Origin of the sequence: Franzmannia qiaohouensis, assembly GCF_031451695.1 — a bacterium.
Lineage (GTDB): Bacteria > Pseudomonadota > Gammaproteobacteria > Pseudomonadales > Halomonadaceae > Franzmannia > Franzmannia qiaohouensis.
In genome coordinates this window covers 361,817-377,479 of sequence record NZ_JARWAM010000001.1, presented here as the reverse complement: position 1 = coordinate 377,479, position 15,663 = coordinate 361,817, and the positions used below count along the sequence as shown (strand labels likewise).

Sequence of the window (15,663 nt, the reverse complement as noted above, 5' to 3'; positions counted from 1 at the left end):
TCCCGCTTACCGTAAAGCCGTCAGGGGCAAAGCCTGGCCGCGGCGGCAGAAGCCCGCCTGAGCCCCAGCAAGGTCTATGCCCGGCTTGCTCAGCGGAGTAAGCACTGATGGCAACCTAACCCATGATGCCCATGGGCGCCGGGTACTGGTGAACCGCCCGGCTTTTGCGCCCCCGCTTGGGGGCGCTTTTTTGGCAGTAGTGTCCCGAGTGCCAGCTAATGGCGAGCAGCTGCATACAGGGCTGGGCAATGCCGTAAGGCCATGAGTTAGCTCAATTCCCGCAACCGGCCGGAGACAACGCCACCCACCAGTGCAGAAATCCGCAAGCGCCCGCAACCTATCCGCAGCCGTCAAGCCGCGCCCGTCGTGCTTTTCCGCAAATCCGCAAAATCCGCAGCCTTGTACGGTAGGCCCAGCGAGCGACTATCGCCACCTGCCCCTGTGCCCCTTGGCCAGTGCTGGCGCCAGCCGACCCGCGAGAACCTGGTCAACGACTTTCCGATGCATGGAACCTATTTGGAACCTGGTAGAGGGATCACGAAAAACGGCCACCGCCGCGATTGGCTAAGTGGCCGTTTTTACAGGTGTTATTGGCGCGCCCAGAAGGATTCGAACCTTCGACCCCTGCCTTCGGAGGGCAGTACTCTATCCAGCTGAGCTATGGGCGCGCGGCTGCAGCGGGCTGCAGTGCGTTGAAGCGGGCACAATGCTAACCGCCTGCCTGGCGAGTGTCCAGCACCGCCGCGGCCGCGGCGCAAGGGCCTTCGCCAAATGGCCTGCAATGGGGCATTTTCCTGGCAAACCTCTTGCCGGTATACTGGTGCCATTCTTCGTGCCTGGCGCGGCTGCTGGTGGCATGGCGGCGCCCCACACAATAACGCATCGAGCAGTTCTCGATACCGGACCGTAAGAGGTGGTGAGAGTGAATTCCAGCAAGTTGATCATCGGGTGCCTGACCACCCTGGGCCTGGCCGTGGCGGCCGCCTCCCAAGCACACGCCGAGGCTGATCGTGATGCCATTTCCGAGCGCCTGCGGCCAGTGGGCCAGGTGTGTCTGCAGGGCCAGGACTGCGGCACCGCTGCGGCCGCCGAAAACGGCGACGCTGCCGCGGATAACGGTGGCGGTATCGACGGCGAGGCGATCTACGGCCGCGTCTGCGCCGCCTGCCACGACAGCGGTGCTGCCGGCGCGCCGATGATGGACGACGCCGACGCCTGGGCCGATCGGCTCGACCAGGGCATCGAGACCCTCTACGACCACGCCATCAACGGCATCGGCGCCATGCCGGCCCGCGGCGGCGACTCCAGCCTCTCCGACGAAGAGGTCATGGCGTCTACCAACTACCTGATTGAATCCGTCTACGACGGCGACCTGCCGGAAATCGGCGGTGATGACGAGGCCGAGATGGCCGACGCTGCCAACGGTGAGGAAGAGACCGACGTCGCCGCCAACGGCGAGGAAGACGCGGCCGCCGAAGAAGAGGTAGCGGCTACCGAGGAAGAGAATGGCCTGGATGGCGAAGCGCTGTATGCCAGCGGTGGCTGTGCGGCCTGCCACGCCAGCGGTGCAGCCGGCGCGCCGATCCTTGGCGACGACTGGGGCGACCGTCTCGACCAGGACATGGAGACCCTCTACGACCACGCCATCAACGGCATCGGTGCCATGCCGCCCAAGGGCGGCAACACCAGCCTCTCCGATGAAGAGGTCGAGGCCATCGTCGACTTCATGGTCGCCGAGTCCGAATAAATGACCTGAGCGGTTGAGGTCATTGCTTTGAAGGGCGCCAGTTGGCGCCCTTCCTGCGTCTGGGCGGTTCCTGCTGGCAGGTGAAGGCTTTGCTAGTTGAGTAGCGAGCGAATACCCGCCAGGGCATCCTTGCCGCGGGCCTGCTTTTTCTCCGGGTCTTCCTTGTCGGCGCGCCCCTCCCAGGCCAGGTCCGCCTCGGGCAGTTCGTCGAGGAAACGGCTCTGGGTGCAGTCCATCAGCTCGCCGTAGCTCTTGCGCTGGCGGGCCAAGGTCAGGGTCAGGGTGCGTCGCGCGCGGGTGATGCCGACGTAGGCCAGGCGGCGCTCCTCCTCCACCGTACCCGCCTCGATGGCGTTGCGGTGCGGCAGCAGCTCCTCCTCCCAGCCCATCAGGTAGACGTGGGGGAACTCGAGGCCCTTGGAGGCGTGCATGGTCAACAGCTGGACGCGGTCGGAGTCGTCCTCCTCGGCCTGCTGTTCGAGGATGTCGCGCAGCACCAGCCGCGAAATGGCGGCTTCGACGCTGTCGGTTTCGGTGTCTTCGCTGGCGATGCTCTCGTCTCCGGTCTCGTCGGGCGCACGCTGCATCGACTTCTCGAGCTGGTCGATCAGGATCCACACGTTGGCCATGCGCCGCTCGGCGATGGTCGGCGCGCTGGCGTTCTGGTAGAGCCATGCCTCGTAGTCCATCTCGCGCAGCATGTCGCGGATGGCGTGGATCGCATCGCCGCCGTCCATGCGCAGCCGCACGCCGTCGATGAAGTGGGTGAAGCGTCCCAGGCGCTCCACGGCGCGGGTCGGCAATAGCTGCTCGAGCCCCAGCTCATGGCAGGCGGCGAACAGCGAGCTGCTGCGCTCGGTGGCGTAGTTGGCGAGCTTCTCCAGGGTGCCGGGGCCGATCTCGCGACGCGGTACGTTGACGATGCGCAGGAAGGCGTTGTCGTCGGCGGGGTTGATCAGCAGCCGCAGGTAGGCCATGGCATCCTTGATCTCGTTGCGCGAGAAGAACGAGGTGCCGCCGGAGAGCTTGTAGGGAATCTGGTAGTGCTGCAGCTTGAGCTCCAGCAGCCGGGCCTGGAAGTTGCCGCGGTAGAGCACCGCGAAGTCGCGCCACTCGGCACGCTCCTTGATGCGCCGGGTGAGGATCTCGCTGGCCACCCGCTCGGCCTCGGCCTCCTCGTGGCGGTTGACCACCACGCGGATCGCCTCGCCGTCGCCCATGTCCGACCACAGGGTCTTGTCATAGACGTGGGGGTTGTTGGCGATCAGGGTATTGGCGGCGCGCAGGATGGTGCCGGTGGAGCGGTAGTTCTGCTCCAGCTTGATCACCTTGAGGCGCGGAAAGTCCTCGCCCAGGGTCACCAGGTTTTCGGGCCGCGCGCCGCGCCAGGCATAGATCGACTGGTCGTCGTCGCCGACCACGGTGAAGGTCTTGCGCTCCTCCATCAGCAGCTTGACCAGCAGGTACTGCGAGACGTTGGTGTCCTGATACTCGTCGACCAGCATGTAGTGGATCTTGCGCCGCCAGCGCGCCAGCGCCTCGGGGTCGTCGCGCAGCAGCACCACCGGCAGCAGGATCAGGTCGTCGAAGTCCACCGCGTTGTAGGCCTTGAGGTGGCGGCCGTAGGCCTCGTAGACCCGCGCCGCGAAATGCTGGTCATCGTCGGCGGCGTGGGACAGCGCCTCGCCGGGCAGCACCAGGTCGTTCTTCCACTGCGAGATTTGCCCCTGCACGGCGTTGATTTGCTCGGCGTCGACCTGGGCGTCCTTGTTCATCAGGTCGCGCAGCAGCGCCTTGGCATCCTCGGGGTCGAACAGCGAGAAGCCCGGCTTGTAGCCTAGCGCCTTGAGCTCGCCGCGGATGATGTTGAGCCCCAGGGTGTGGAAGGTCGAGACGGTCAGGCCGTGGCCCTCCTTGCCCTTGAGCATCTGACCGACGCGCTCCTTCATCTCGCGGGCGGCCTTGTTGGTGAAGGTCACCGCGGCGATGCGCCGGGCGCTCATGCCGCACTCCTGCACCAGGTAGGCGATCTTGGTGGTGATCACGCTGGTCTTGCCCGAGCCGGCCCCGGCCAATACCAGGCAAGGCCCGTCGATATAGCGCACGGCGTCCTGCTGGCGGGGATTGAGCTTGGCCAGGCGCTGCTGGATCGACATCGCTTACTCCTTGGTGGGCTCGCTGGCACCGGCGAACCCCAGCTGCCGCCAGGCCTCGTAGACGATGATGGCGCAGGCATTGGAGAGGTTCAGGCTGCGGCTATCGGCTAGCATGGGAATACGCAGGCGCTGCTCGGGTGGCAGGGCATCGAGCAGCGCCTGGGGCAGGCCGCGGGTCTCGGGGCCGAACACCAGCGCATCGCCGCGGCGATAGCTCGGCTCATGGTAGCCGCTGCGACCGCGGGTCGATACGGCAAATATCCGCTCGGGTGCCAGCGCCTCGACAAAGGCCGGCCAGTTGCGGTGCACGCGCACCGCCGCCCACTCATGGTAGTCGAGGCCGGCACGCCGCAGGCGCTTGTCGTCGAGCACGAAGCCCAGCGGCTCGATGAGGTGCAGCCGGAAACCGGTATTGGCGCACAGCCGGATCAGGTTGCCGGTATTGGGCGGGATCTCGGGTTGGTACAGCACCACGTCGAGCATGCGCTATCCGCGTGTCGGGCCCCAACGCACTCGGGCCCGGCTCGGCAAGGCCGAGGGGCCCGATATAGCGCCGCGGGCGGTGGATCAGAAGGTCAGTCGCACCCCGGCATGGGCGCCGCTGTCCAGCGTCTGGTTGCCCGGCGAGGTGTCGAAATCGGCGCGCAGGCGGCGATAGCCGACATAGCCGTCGACGTTGCGGGTGAAGGCGTAGCGCGCCCGCACGCCGACTTCGAGGCTGTCGTCGAGGTCGCTGGTGGTCACCACGCTGGGGGTGTAGAACGCATAGCCGCCCAGCGACACCGCCGGTGCCTGGGGCAGGTAGGCGTAGCCGTAGCCGCCCAGGCCGAGCCCGCCGCCGTTACCGTAGTCGGTGTCATACTGGCTCCAGCGCGCGCCGATGCCGATGTCCAGGTCGCTGTTGCGATCCACGCCGAGCAGCTGGATATGCCCCTGGGTGGCATCGTCGCGGTAGTCGCTGTGCAGGGTGCCGCCCCCCAGGGCGATGCCCGGCGCGATTTCGCCGGCGGCGTCGAACTGCACGGCGTCGCCGCTCAGGTTGAGGTCGAGGCTGCTGGCCGCAGAGGCGGCGCTGGCAGCCAGCAGCAGCGTGCTGCCGGCCAGGACGAGGAAGGTACGTTGCATGGCATGTCTCTCACGTACAGGCTGATGGAAAAACGCGAGTCAATGACCCACGCCGTAGCGGGCGCGATAAGCGCGAATCGCTTCGGCGTGGGGCCGCATCGACTCGCCGGCATGCTGCTCGAGGTACTCGAGCACCATATCCAGGGTGACGATGCTGACCACCGGCATGGCATAGCGCTGCTCGACTTCCTGGATGGCACTCAGCTCGCCGGCACCGCGCTCCTGGCGGTCGAGGGCGATCACCACGCCCGCCGCCTCGGCGCCGGCTGCATCGATCAGCGCCATCACTTCGCGAATCGCGGTGCCGGCGGTGATCACGTCGTCGATGATCAGGATACGCCCGGCAAGCTCGGCGCCGACGATATTGCCGCCCTCGCCGTGGTCCTTGGCTTCCTTGCGGTTGAAGGCGAACGGCAGGTCGCGGCCGTGATGCTCGGCCAGCGCCACGGCGGTGGTCGCGGCCAGCGGAATGCCCTTGTAGGCGGGCCCGAACAGCACGTCGGCGTCGATGCCGCTGGCCTCGATGGCCTGGGCATAGCAGCGCCCCAGCCGCACCAGGGCGGCGCCGCTCTTGAACAGCCCGGCATTGAAGAAGTAGGGACTGACGCGCCCCGACTTGAGGGTGAACTCACCGAAGCGCAGCACGCCCTGGTCGATGGCGAATTCGATGAATTCGCGCTGGTACGGCTGCATTTCGCCAGCCTTGCCTTGCTGCGCCACAGGACCTCCTATCATGTTTATCAACTAAGGCCATTTACCTAAACGTCGAAACGTCGGGTATCATACACGCGCGACGGAAAAGGGACCACGTAATGAAAATCGCCAGCATCAATGTCAATGGCATCCGCGAAGCGGTCGGTCGAGGCTTTCTCGACTGGCTCGCCAACCAGGATGCCGATGTCGTCTGCGTACAGAACCTCAAGGCCAAGAGCTTCGAACTCGACGACAGTATTCTCTACCCCGAAGGCTACGAGGGCTACTTCCTCGACGCCGAACAGGACGGCTTCTCCGGGGTCGGCCTCTACTGCCGCAAGATACCCAAGGCCATCATGTACGGCCTGGGCTTCGAGCAGTGCGACCACGAAGGACGCTTCCTGCAGGCCGACTACGACCGTTTCAGCATCGCCAGCTTTCTGATGCCCGACGGCAGCGACCCGCAGGCCAAGGAAGCTTTCATGGCGCAGTACCAGGAGTACCTCGGCAAGATGGCACGCAAGCGTCGCGAGTACATTATCTGCGGCACCTGGCACATCGCCCACAAGACCATCGACCTGGAGAACTGGGCCGACAACCAGACCACGCCGGGCTTCAAGCCCGAAGAGCGTGCCTGGATGGACCAGGTGCTCGGCCCGACCGGCTTCATCGACACCTTCCGCGAGATCAATCGCGACGCCGGCGAATACACCTGGTGGCCGGCGCTGGACCAGGATCAGCCGCGCTCGCGACAGGAAGGCTGGCGCCTCGACTACCAGATGGTCGGCCCCAACTTCCGCCGCCACGTGGTCGACGCCTGGATCGACTATGACGCGACCTTCTCGGAGTTCGCGCCGCTGATCGTCGAGTACGACCTCAGCCTCTAGGCCCCGCCCTCCGTCCCCATGACGCCGGCCTCAGGGCCGGCGTCATGCGTTGCGCCTCGCGCTACTGGCGGATGCCCAGCGCCTCGCGCTGATGGTTGAAGAGGTCGCTCCCGGTGGCCTCGGCCAGGTCGAGCAACGCATTGAGTTCAGCCCGCGAGAACGCGCCGGCCTCGGCGGTGCCCTGCACCTCGATCAGCCCCCCCGACTCGGTCATCACCACGTTCATGTCGGTATCGGCGCCGCTATCCTCGGGGTAGTCGAGGTCGACCACCGGGGTGCCCTTGAAGATGCCCACCGACACCGAGCTGACCAGCTGCACGAAGGGGTCCTGCTTGATCAGCTTCTTGCGCTGCATGTAGCGGATGGCATCGACCAGCGCCACGCAGGCACCGGTGATCGAGGCGGTGCGGGTACCGCCGTCGGCCTGGATCACGTCGCAGTCGACAGTGATGGTGAATTCGCCCAGTTTCTTGAGGTTGACCGCGGCGCGCAGCGAGCGGCCGATCAGGCGCTGGATCTCCAGGGTGCGGCCGCCCTGCTTGCCGCGTGACGCCTCGCGCCCGCCGCGGGTATGGGTGGCCCGCGGCAGCATGCCGTACTCGGCGGTGACCCAGCCCTGGCCCTTGCCACGCAGCCAGCGCGGTACGCCGGCCTCGACGCTGGCATTGCACAACACCTGGGTGTCGCCGAACTCCACCAGCACCGAGCCTTCGGCGTGGCGGGTATAGTCGCGGGTCAGGCGGATCTCGCGGGCCTGGTCGGGCTGTCGTCCACTGGGGCGCATAGGTCTCTCAACTCTCGGGCTTGCAATCGGAATGAAGGGCGGCCGGCCGGGCCGTCGAGATGGCTGGTGGCCGCCGCCGTGGCGCCATTCTACACGTTCGCAGCGACGAATCGGGTACACTGGCGGCATCGCTTTCCACCGCTATCGACAGCCCAGGAGATTTGCATGGTGCACAGCATGACCGCCTTCACCCGCCAGCGCCACGAGGCCGAGTGGGGCAGCCTGCAGCTCGAACTGCGCTCGGTGAACCAGCGCTATCTCGACCTGCACTTCCGCCTGCCCGACAGCCTGCGCGATCTCGAGCCGCTGTGGCGCGATGCGCTGCGCCACCGCCTGGCGCGCGGCAAGGTCGAGTGCACCCTGCGCTTCGAGCCGCTGGCCGGCGGCGACGGTCTGAGCGTCGACCGCACGCGCCTCAAGGCCCTCGCCCAGGCGCTGGTCGAGGTGCGCAGCGAGCTGCCCGGCGTCGCCATGCCCGACGCCCTCGGCATGCTCCAGCACCCCGGCGTACTGGCCGCCGACAGCGTCGACCACGAAGCCATCCAGGCCGCCGCCCAGGCGCTGTTCAAGACCGCCCTGGACGACCTGGTGGCCGGCCGCGGCCGCGAAGGCGCACAGCTCGCCGAGCTGATTCACGCCCGGCTGACCGGCATCCGCGAGCAGGTCGCCGAGGTGCGCCGCCTGCTCCCCGACATCCTCGCCCGCCAGCGCCAGCAGCTGCTCGAGCGGCTCGAGGTGGTCAAGGCCGAGCTCGACCCCCAGCGCCTCGAGGCCGAGCTGGCGCTGATGGCGCAGAAGGCCGACGTCGACGAAGAGCTCGACCGCCTCGATACCCACGTCAGTGAGGTCGAGCGCCAGCTCACCCAGCAGGGCCCGGTGGGCCGGCGCCTGGACTTCCTGATGCAGGAGCTCAACCGCGAGGCCAACACCCTCTCCTCCAAGTCGGTGGTCGCCGAGTCGACCCGCTGCGCGGTGGAGCTCAAGGTGCTGATCGAGCAGATGCGTGAGCAGATCCAGAACATAGAGTGACGCCTGCGGAAGACCACGTGGGCCACAGGCCATTGTTTTAAATCAAAAACTGCATGGCATATCAACGCCGCGCCATGGCGCTCGCCATCCGTGAACGGAATGAGCGCTTAGGCCCTGGGCCGTCACCGTGACGGCCCAGGGCCTTGGGCGTGGTTCGAACAGTCGGCAATAAAGGGTAGATAAGCAGTAATATGCAAGAAAGATGAGCCAATCGAGTATAAAATAATACTTTAACTTAATGCCTACTATCGCATTAATCAACATTGCCTATTTCATAAAAACGCCAATATGTTTTATTAAGCGCCGAAAACTTTTTGCCTTTAATTTACCAAACAAAGAAACAAAGCTTGTGCCGCTCCCAAAATACAACTAATGTAAATCTACGTTATACCAGCTTTCGATGTTATAACGTTGAACAGGCTGATATTCGCACTGGCCTGGCGCCTGAAATAACAGGCAACATGTTGACAAGGGCATAGCCGTTGCAAAGCGGTGACGCAAAGCTACCTGTCCAGGGATGCCCGCATCCCGTGGATCGAGGGGCCGCCACACGCCTGAATTCCATTTCGGGATTCCCTCCTTGTTGCGATCCTCTTTCTGGATAATAAGCTCTTTGTGTATTTAGTTTTAGAACCGTAACCAGTCGGCGACACACAGAGTAAGCGTATGCCTTGGTCAATTGATTATTAGGTCGTTATCAACGACATAATACACTCGAGGGAGCGCTCTCTATGCGCAACAAGACATTTTCGCTACGTAAACTGGCCCTGATTTCCGCCGTGGCCTTGGCCGCCGGGGGGAGTGCAGTTGTTCATGCACAGCAATCTACGGACCTCGATGTCAGCGCTACTGTCGTGGCGAGTTGCACCATCGGCGCCACGGCCCTGGCGTTTGGTGACTACGACCCCATTGATCCGGTGGCGCTGGATGGTACCGGCAACGTGACCGTGACCTGTACCCAGGACGCCCCGGTTGCCATCACCCTGGGGCAGGGTGCCAACCCCGGCGGCACCTCTAGCGACGCCGCCCCCGAGCGGCAGTTGACCGACGCCACCAACTTCCTGACATATTCACTCTTCAGCGATGCTGGGCGCACCACTGAATGGACCAACGATGCGACGGGTAGCGTCGCCACGACGGGCACAGGGGCCGCGGAGGACCACACCGTGTTCGGCAGGATCGACGGCGCTCAGAGCAGCGCACCCGCGGGGGCCTACACCGATACCGTTGTAGCCACCGTTACTTTCTGATGACCTACCTAAGCTCACGCCAGGCCGCTTATCGCGGCCTGGTTGTGCCTCTCTTCATGCTGACGCTGCTGCTGGCAAGCCAGGCGCTGGCCGGCAGCTTCAGCGTCAGTCCGACCCGGGTGGTCTTGTCCACCCAGGACAATGTGGTGGCGCTGCGGGTACGCAACACAGGCGCCGAGGAAACGTCGGTTCAGGTGGAGCTTCAGGCATGGCGCCAGGAGGGCGGGCAGGACATCTACACGCCCAGCCGCGAGGTGCTCGCCACGCCCCCCATTTTTACCCTGGCCCCCGGGCAGACGCAGATGCTGCGGGTAGGACTGCGTCGCCCGCCCGCGCAAGATACCCAGCTCAGCTATCGACTCTTCCTGCAGGAGCTTCCACCGCCCAGCGCGGATGACTTCCAAGGCTTGCGCATGTCGCTACGCATCAGCCTGCCGGTATTCGTGGCACCGGCATCAGGCGTGGCGGCTCCACACATGCACTGGCGCGTCGAGCGCGGCAGCGGTGACGAATGGCATCTGAGCGCCGACAACCGCGGCAACGGCCACGGCCAGGTGAGTCGACTTCGCGTACGGCTGCCCGATGGGCGGACACTACAGCCCTCAGGCAACGCCTATGTGTTACCAGGCGCCACGCAGCGCTGGCGCCTGAGTTCAGGCAGTCCCCTCCCCGCGGCAGGCAGCGAGCTTGTCATCACGGCGGGCGTCAATGGTCAGGAAACCGCCTCACACCTGAAGGTGGAGTAGTCGTGCAGCGGTCGGCGTGGCATAGGGGGAGCACCTTGGCCGTCATGCTGCTGATGTCGAGCCAGGCACATGCCGACACCACGCCGGCTCCAGCCGCCAGGCTCGCTGACTGGTATACGCGCTTAGTCGCGCAGCTCTCGCCGGAGCCGGACTGGGCGGGGGCTTCCGGCGTGGCTGCGTCAGGCATTCCAGGCATCGGCACGCTCGAGGAGCTGTGGCTGGAAGCCACGGTCAATGACCAGCGCCGGCCCACCACCGCGCTGGTGCTGATACACGACGGGCATGCGGTCTGGGTGGCCGCCAGCGACCTCGAGCAGTGGCGTATCTCGCTACCGGCTAGCGAGCCCTTGGATCACTATGGCGAGCCTTTCTACCCGCTTGAACCGCTGGGTATCTCCTCCGAGCTGGACCGGCGCCGCTCCACGCTGGACCTCAAGGTGCCCGCGGCGCTGTTCGCCGACACCCACCTAGGGGGCCTGGGCCGGGAGCGCGTCGCGCTGACGCCTTCGTCCCCGGGCGCCTTCTTCAACTATGACCTGTCGAGCACCAACAGCCGCGGAGAGACCCGCCACAGTGGGCTGCTTGAGCAGGGCGTGTTCAACGGCTGGGGCAGCGGCGTCAATCGCCTGGTGGTGCGTGCCCCCCCGGCCGACGATCTGCCGAGCATCGTGCGCCTGGACACTCAGTGGCGCCGCGACAATCCCGACAACATGCGCACCCTGCGGCTCGGCGATACCACCACCCTGGGCACGGCCTGGAGTGGCGGCGTGCGCTTCGGCGGCCTGCAGTGGGGAAGCAACTTCACCACCCGCCCGCAAATGGTCACCCTGCCCCTGCAGAGCATGGCCGGTGAGGCCGCGCTACCGTCTACCGTCGATCTCTACGTGAACGATGCCCTGCGCCTGCGACGCGACGTGCCACCCGGACCCTTCATTATCGACGAGATACCCATGATCACCGGCCAGGGCCAGGCAAGGCTGGTAGTACGCGACGTCCTCGGCCGCGAACAGCTGATCACCCAGTCTTTCTATACCAGCGCGCGACTGCTGCAACCAGGCCTGAGGAGCTACTCCGTGGAGCTGGGCACGGTTCGCCAGGACTACGGTCGTGAGAGCAATGCCTATGGTCGGGCACTGGGCACGGCGACCTACCGCGCCGGAGTGACCCACTGGCTGACCACCGAGCTGCATGCCCAGGTGCTGCAGGACCAGCAGATGGCTGGCTTGGGCGGCAGCTGGCTGCTGCCGTTCGGCGGTGTCATGCATGCCGCCTATGCTGCCAGCGAGGCCGATGGCCGCCAGGGTGACCTGACGACCCTGGGCTTGCAGCGCCAAGGGTGGCCCTTGAGCGTGGGGGTCGAAAGCCAGTTCGCCAGCGAGGACTTCATGCGCCTCGGCATGCAGCAGGGGCGGCCCTTGCCGCGCCATCAGCAGAGTGTCTTCTCCAGCCTCTCGAGCGCCCAGCTGGGCTCGCTAAGCCTCAGCTATACCGCTCAGCGTTTCGACAGCAGGGATGATATCGAGATCATCAACCTGGGCTACAGCAAGAGCTTGGGCTCCTTCGGCCATCTGACGCTGGCGGCGCTGCACTTCATGGCAAACGGTGAAACCGCCTTGCGGGCAGGCTTGAGCATTCCGCTGGGCATGCCACGCACTCGTGCCAGCCTGAGCTTCAGTGAGCGCGGAGAAAATCGCCAGGGCAGCATGCAGATACAGCGCAGTCTGCCGGTAGGCAGGGGAGTCGGCTACCGGGTTAGCGCCGGCCTCGGCGACGACGATCACCACCAGGCCAGCCTCGGCCTGCAGAGCGACTACCAGACCTACCTATTGGAGGCCTCTCAGCGCCATGGCCACACCGCCAGCCGAGCCAACGTGCGTGGTGGTGCCGCCTGGCTCGGCGGCAACCTGTTTGCCAGCAGGCATATCGATCGCAGCTTTGCCGTGGTACAGCTGCCGGGCTTTGCCGATGTCCAGGTCTATGCCGACAACCAGCCGGTCGCACGCACCAATCGTCACGGCAATGCGCTGGTTCCACGCCTGCGCGCTTATGAACACAACCGCATCGGCATTGAGCAGGCGGACCTGCCCCTCGGCGCCAAGGTCGACAGCCTGGAGATGCAGGTAGCCCCCTACTACCGCAGCGGCGTGGCGCTGCGCTTTCCAGTGACCCATAGCCGCGATGCGCTATTCCGGATCCTGCTGGAGAGCGGCGAGCCGTTGCCGGCCGGGGCGGTGGTGGAAAATGCACGCGGCGAGCACTTTGCGGTGGGACTGCGAGGCGAGGCCTTCGTGACCGATTTGGCGTCGACTAACCGCCTACGCGCCCGCTGGCGGGGGCAGGCCTGCGATTTCACCCTGCAGGTGCCGGAAGTCGAAGATGTCTTTCTCGAGCTAGGTGATGTCACCTGCCACGGAGTCACACCATGAATGCTGTTCCCTTTTCATGCACCTGGGCTTCGAGCGGCTGTCGCGCTGCCCGCCACCCGCTGCTGCGCTGGCTGGCCGCAGCGGCCCTGGCGCTGGCAGCCGGCGCCGCCCAGGCGGAGTGCAGTGTCAGCGCCAGCGGGCTGGGCTTTGCCGAGTACGACGTCTTCAGCGCAACGCCCAGCGATAGCAGCGCCACCATCACGGTAAGCTGCAGCGAAGCCACCAGCTATAGCCTCGCCCTGCACTCGGCCAACGGCAGTCCCCAACAGCCCTTGTTGGGCAGCAGCAGCGATACTCTGGCCTACCGCTTGCATCAGGATGCTGCCCGCACGTTGGTCTGGGGCGAGGGGGCCTTCGCTCTCAATGGCAGCACCGAGGGGACCCAGGAGCACACCCTGTATGGGCGCATCCCGGAGGGCCAGAATGTCCGCGTGGATAGCTACACGGATCTCCTTACCGTGACACTGGAGTTCTAGCATGATGCTGGACGCGTCAGCCCATCACCCTTGTGGTCGGCAATATGGGCTGAGCCCACTGCTCAGACGACGCTGCTCGGCGAGCCGGTTGTGGCCAGAGACAGCGGCTGACGCTGCGTCGCCGTAAATGTGCTCACCACGAACGGAGAGGTCATCGCGCGCAGCAGCGCCGAGTAATCGAGGCCGAAGCGCAGCTCCGTGCCGGCTGCCAGGCGCTGCTGGGTCTCCAGTACCAGGTGGTCGCTGCTGGCGGCAAGCACGCTGACGCCGGCAGGCGGCGTCAAGCCCTCGGGATTTACGTCCTGGCGCCCGATTGCGGCAATCGTCTGGATGATGGTGCCGCGTTCGCGCATTGCTGCCGGCACGCCGAATGCCGCCTCCCCGGTGGCGCCGCGCGGCGCCGTCGGCTTGGCCAGCGACTCGATGACGGGCACCACCAGGGTGAAGGCGTCGGTGTGCAGGCCATGCAGCGGCAGCCGCGTGACAGGGTCGCAGCCCAGCAGGATCGACTCGCCGAGCCGCAGGTCGTTGACGCGGCCCGCGGGCGCGGCGAAGGCCCAGGCGAGATTAGCCGAATTGCCGCCGGAAACCAGCGGCAGGTGCAGGCCCAGCTCGTCCTCGAGCCTGCTCACCAGCGCCGAGAGCTCGCCCATGTTGTCGGCGCTCGGCACGACACCGGCACGGCACGCCAGGTTGGTGCCGAGGCCAACGAGCGTGACGTGGGGGAGCCGCAGCATGCGCCGGGCGAGGTCGAGTACGTCCTCTGGCAGTACGCCCTCACGCAGGTCGCCCAGCTCCACCATCAGCACCAGGCCGTGACGGCTGCCAAGCCTGCCCGCCGCCGCCGAGAGTGCCTTGGCCACCTCGAGCTCGCTGATCTGGCTAAGGCTGGCGCACGCCACTGCCCGGGCGGTCTGGTCGGGCGTGGGCGAGCGCAGCAGGGTCAGCGGGGCCCGGATGCCGGCATCGCGCAGTGCCTCGAGATTGGCGATCCGCGAATCGCCGAGACGCACCACGCCCCCCGCAAGCATGGCCCTTGCCACCTCCGGGGAGCCCAGCGTCGCCTTGGTGACCCCGGTGACGGCGATACCGCGGCCGGACAAGCGACTGACGAGTGCGCGGGCATTCTCCTCGATCCTGGTCAGATCGATCTCGACGCGCGGGCAGGTCACGCCATGGCCAGTGGTTGATGCACCTTGAGTGCAGGAAAGGCGGCGGTGACCATTGCCACCAGCGCCGCAGGGTCGTGCCACAGCGCATCGGTGGCAGGAATACCGAGCTCGCCAGCGTAGCGGGCGATGGCCGCCGCGACCTCCTCCCGGGTCATGTCCTCATGGTTGATCGCCAGCCCGATGACTCGGGTCTTGCCGAACAGCTCGATAAGCTTGAGCTCCGAGAGCGGCGACGGCATCGGCACTGCCGGATAGTCGCTGAGCATTCGGCGGGCCGGGGCATGCTGCATGATCACGGCCTGCGGCCGGCTGGCGCGCAGCACCACCGTCGAGCTCAGGTAGGCGGGGTGGCTGAGGGCACCCTGGCCCTCGATCACGATGACGTCGGGGTGCTCGCCCTCATAGGCGGCGAGCACCGCCCCTTCCAGTTCGCCGACACCGAACTGAGCGGGAATGGCATCGAGCGCAACGCCATAGGCGGCACCCTGCATCAGGCCGGTCTGTCCCGTGCCTACCATCACGGTGTGAATCCCGGCGTCGTTGAGCGCCTGGGTGAGCAGCGTCGAGGTGGTGCGCTTGCCGATGGCACCATCGGTACCCAGCACCGCGATGCGCACGCAGTCGACGCTGCCGATCGCGCCGTCGAACATGCGCAGATCCTTGGTCGGGCGTGGCCGACGAATATCGTGCAGCGTTACCCCGCTGGCCTTAGCCGCCGCCGCGATCTCCGGATCGTCGGCGAGAAACTCGTGCAGGCCGGATACCACCCCGACGCCCGCCGCCACCGCCGCCAGCACCACCGCGCGGTCGGCCTCGGACATCAGGCCCGAGAGCGGGGCAAGCCCGAAGATGAGAAAGTCGGGCAGAGCGTCGGCCGCGTCCAGCGCATCGGCCAGATCGGCCACGATGGGGATGCCCACCGCCGCCTCGCCCAGGGCGACACCCGCGTCTTCGCCGCTCAGGGTGCTGTCGATGACGGACAGGATGCGATAGCGCTCACTGTTGCGCACCAGGCCGTTGGCCGTCTTGCCATCGATGCGTGCGAAATTGCCCTCGCAGTAGACGATGGCCGAATGGCGGGCGTCACTGGGGGCAGCGGCGGCGTCGAGAATGGCTTGAAGGGAACCTGGAAGCATGAATCGCCTACCTCGAGTCTGTACTCAGGGGAGGCA

The 15,663-nt window shown here is 65.9% G+C and carries 14 protein-coding genes, 1 tRNA gene and 1 riboswitch; of the genes, 7 read left to right on the top strand and 8 right to left on the bottom strand.

Annotated features, from left to right (window positions below):
- Positions 1 to 591 precede the first annotated feature (591 nt).
- Positions 592 to 668, bottom strand: a tRNA-Arg gene (locus tag QC821_RS01785).
- 254 nt (positions 669 to 922) lie between these two features.
- On the opposite strand from QC821_RS01785, the gene QC821_RS01780 reads away from it, so the two are divergent.
- Positions 923 to 1,747, top strand: a complete 825-nt coding sequence (locus QC821_RS01780; RefSeq protein ID WP_309716170.1) for a c-type cytochrome — start codon at positions 923 to 925, stop codon at positions 1,745 to 1,747.
- 92 nt (positions 1,748 to 1,839) lie between these two features.
- On the opposite strand, the gene rep is transcribed toward QC821_RS01780, so the two are convergent.
- The 4 genes from rep to pyrE all read right to left on the bottom strand — a co-directional run bounded on the left by rep (position 1,840) and on the right by pyrE (position 5,721).
- Positions 1,840 to 3,903 (bottom strand): DNA helicase Rep, encoded by a 2,064-nt coding sequence (rep, locus tag QC821_RS01775; RefSeq protein ID WP_309716166.1) that lies wholly within the window; start codon positions 3,901 to 3,903, stop codon positions 1,840 to 1,842.
- Between the two features lie 3 nt (positions 3,904 to 3,906).
- Entirely contained in the window at positions 3,907 to 4,386 is a 480-nt protein-coding gene (gene trmL, locus QC821_RS01770) for a tRNA (uridine(34)/cytosine(34)/5-carboxymethylaminomethyluridine(34)-2'-O)-methyltransferase TrmL (RefSeq protein WP_309716164.1), read from the bottom strand.
- Between the two features lie 84 nt (positions 4,387 to 4,470).
- The gene (locus QC821_RS01765) at positions 4,471 to 5,028 is read right to left on the bottom strand and encodes a YfaZ family outer membrane protein (protein WP_309716162.1); all 558 of its coding nucleotides are present in this window, start codon (positions 5,026 to 5,028) and stop codon (positions 4,471 to 4,473) included.
- Between the two features lie 39 nt (positions 5,029 to 5,067).
- Entirely contained in the window at positions 5,068 to 5,721 is a 654-nt protein-coding gene (gene pyrE / locus QC821_RS01760) for an orotate phosphoribosyltransferase (protein ID WP_309716377.1), read from the bottom strand.
- A gap of 119 nt (positions 5,722 to 5,840) precedes the next feature.
- Between pyrE and QC821_RS01755 the strand changes: the two genes are divergently transcribed.
- The gene (locus tag QC821_RS01755; RefSeq protein WP_309716158.1) at positions 5,841 to 6,608 is read left to right on the top strand and encodes an exodeoxyribonuclease III; all 768 of its coding nucleotides are present in this window, start codon (positions 5,841 to 5,843) and stop codon (positions 6,606 to 6,608) included.
- Positions 6,609 to 6,669: 61 nt separating this feature from the next.
- On the opposite strand, the gene rph is transcribed toward QC821_RS01755, so the two are convergent.
- Positions 6,670 to 7,392: a ribonuclease PH gene (gene rph, locus QC821_RS01750; protein WP_309716155.1), complete on the bottom strand. Its 723-nt coding sequence runs from the start codon at positions 7,390 to 7,392 to the stop codon at positions 6,670 to 6,672.
- A gap of 165 nt (positions 7,393 to 7,557) precedes the next feature.
- Here rph and QC821_RS01745 point away from each other — a divergent pair, with 165 nt between their 5' ends.
- The 5 genes from QC821_RS01745 (at position 7,558) to QC821_RS01725 (ending at position 13,319) form a co-directional block, all read left to right on the top strand.
- Complete coding sequence (locus QC821_RS01745) at positions 7,558 to 8,421, top strand: YicC/YloC family endoribonuclease (protein WP_309716152.1); 864 nt, start codon at positions 7,558 to 7,560, stop codon at positions 8,419 to 8,421.
- A 462-nt stretch (positions 8,422 to 8,883) separates the two neighbouring features.
- Positions 8,884 to 8,972, top strand: a riboswitch (cyclic di-GMP riboswitch).
- 180 nt (positions 8,973 to 9,152) lie between these two features.
- Positions 9,153 to 9,671, top strand: coding sequence for a Csu type fimbrial protein (locus QC821_RS01740; RefSeq protein ID WP_309716148.1), 519 nt, complete (start codon positions 9,153 to 9,155; stop codon positions 9,669 to 9,671).
- A complete protein-coding gene (locus QC821_RS01735; protein WP_309716145.1) occupies positions 9,671 to 10,417 on the top strand; it encodes a fimbrial biogenesis chaperone in 747 nt (248 codons plus the stop codon). Before QC821_RS01740 ends, QC821_RS01735 begins: the two co-directional genes overlap by 1 nt.
- A 44-nt stretch (positions 10,418 to 10,461) precedes the next feature.
- On the top strand, positions 10,462 to 12,843 hold the full coding sequence (locus QC821_RS01730) for a fimbria/pilus outer membrane usher protein (protein WP_309716375.1): 2,382 nt from the start codon (positions 10,462 to 10,464) through the stop codon (positions 12,841 to 12,843).
- Positions 12,840 to 13,319 (top strand): Csu type fimbrial protein, encoded by a 480-nt coding sequence (locus tag QC821_RS01725; RefSeq protein ID WP_309716143.1) that lies wholly within the window; start codon positions 12,840 to 12,842, stop codon positions 13,317 to 13,319. Before QC821_RS01730 ends, QC821_RS01725 begins: the two co-directional genes overlap by 4 nt.
- Before the next feature lie 62 nt (positions 13,320 to 13,381).
- On the opposite strand, the gene QC821_RS01720 is transcribed toward QC821_RS01725, so the two are convergent.
- Together QC821_RS01720 and QC821_RS01715 are read right to left on the bottom strand one after the other, a co-directional pair.
- Positions 13,382 to 14,491, bottom strand: coding sequence for an alanine/ornithine racemase family PLP-dependent enzyme (locus QC821_RS01720; protein ID WP_309716141.1), 1,110 nt, complete (start codon positions 14,489 to 14,491; stop codon positions 13,382 to 13,384).
- Entirely contained in the window at positions 14,488 to 15,627 is a 1,140-nt protein-coding gene (locus tag QC821_RS01715; RefSeq protein WP_309716138.1) for an N-acetyltransferase DgcN family protein, read from the bottom strand. Before QC821_RS01715 ends, QC821_RS01720 begins: the two co-directional genes overlap by 4 nt.
- Positions 15,628 to 15,663: the final 36 nt, after the last annotated feature.

Coding starts and splice junctions, on each gene's coding strand:
- pyrE (WP_309716377.1), bottom strand. CDS start 5,721: ATGCAGCCGTACCAGCGCGAATTCATCGAATTCGCCATCGACCAGGGC.
- rph (WP_309716155.1), bottom strand. CDS start 7,392: ATGCGCCCCAGTGGACGACAGCCCGACCAGGCCCGCGAGATCCGCCTG.
- QC821_RS01765 (WP_309716162.1), bottom strand. CDS start 5,028: ATGCAACGTACCTTCCTCGTCCTGGCCGGCAGCACGCTGCTGCTGGCT.
- rep (WP_309716166.1), bottom strand. CDS start 3,903: ATGTCGATCCAGCAGCGCCTGGCCAAGCTCAATCCCCGCCAGCAGGAC.
- QC821_RS01730 (WP_309716375.1), top strand. CDS start 10,462: ATGCTGCTGATGTCGAGCCAGGCACATGCCGACACCACGCCGGCTCCA.
- QC821_RS01715 (WP_309716138.1), bottom strand. CDS start 15,627: ATGCTTCCAGGTTCCCTTCAAGCCATTCTCGACGCCGCCGCTGCCCCC.
- QC821_RS01755 (WP_309716158.1), top strand. CDS start 5,841: ATGAAAATCGCCAGCATCAATGTCAATGGCATCCGCGAAGCGGTCGGT.
- QC821_RS01740 (WP_309716148.1), top strand. CDS start 9,153: ATGCGCAACAAGACATTTTCGCTACGTAAACTGGCCCTGATTTCCGCC.
- trmL (WP_309716164.1), bottom strand. CDS start 4,386: ATGCTCGACGTGGTGCTGTACCAACCCGAGATCCCGCCCAATACCGGC.
- QC821_RS01725 (WP_309716143.1), top strand. CDS start 12,840: ATGAATGCTGTTCCCTTTTCATGCACCTGGGCTTCGAGCGGCTGTCGC.
- QC821_RS01745 (WP_309716152.1), top strand. CDS start 7,558: ATGGTGCACAGCATGACCGCCTTCACCCGCCAGCGCCACGAGGCCGAG.
- QC821_RS01735 (WP_309716145.1), top strand. CDS start 9,671: ATGACCTACCTAAGCTCACGCCAGGCCGCTTATCGCGGCCTGGTTGTG.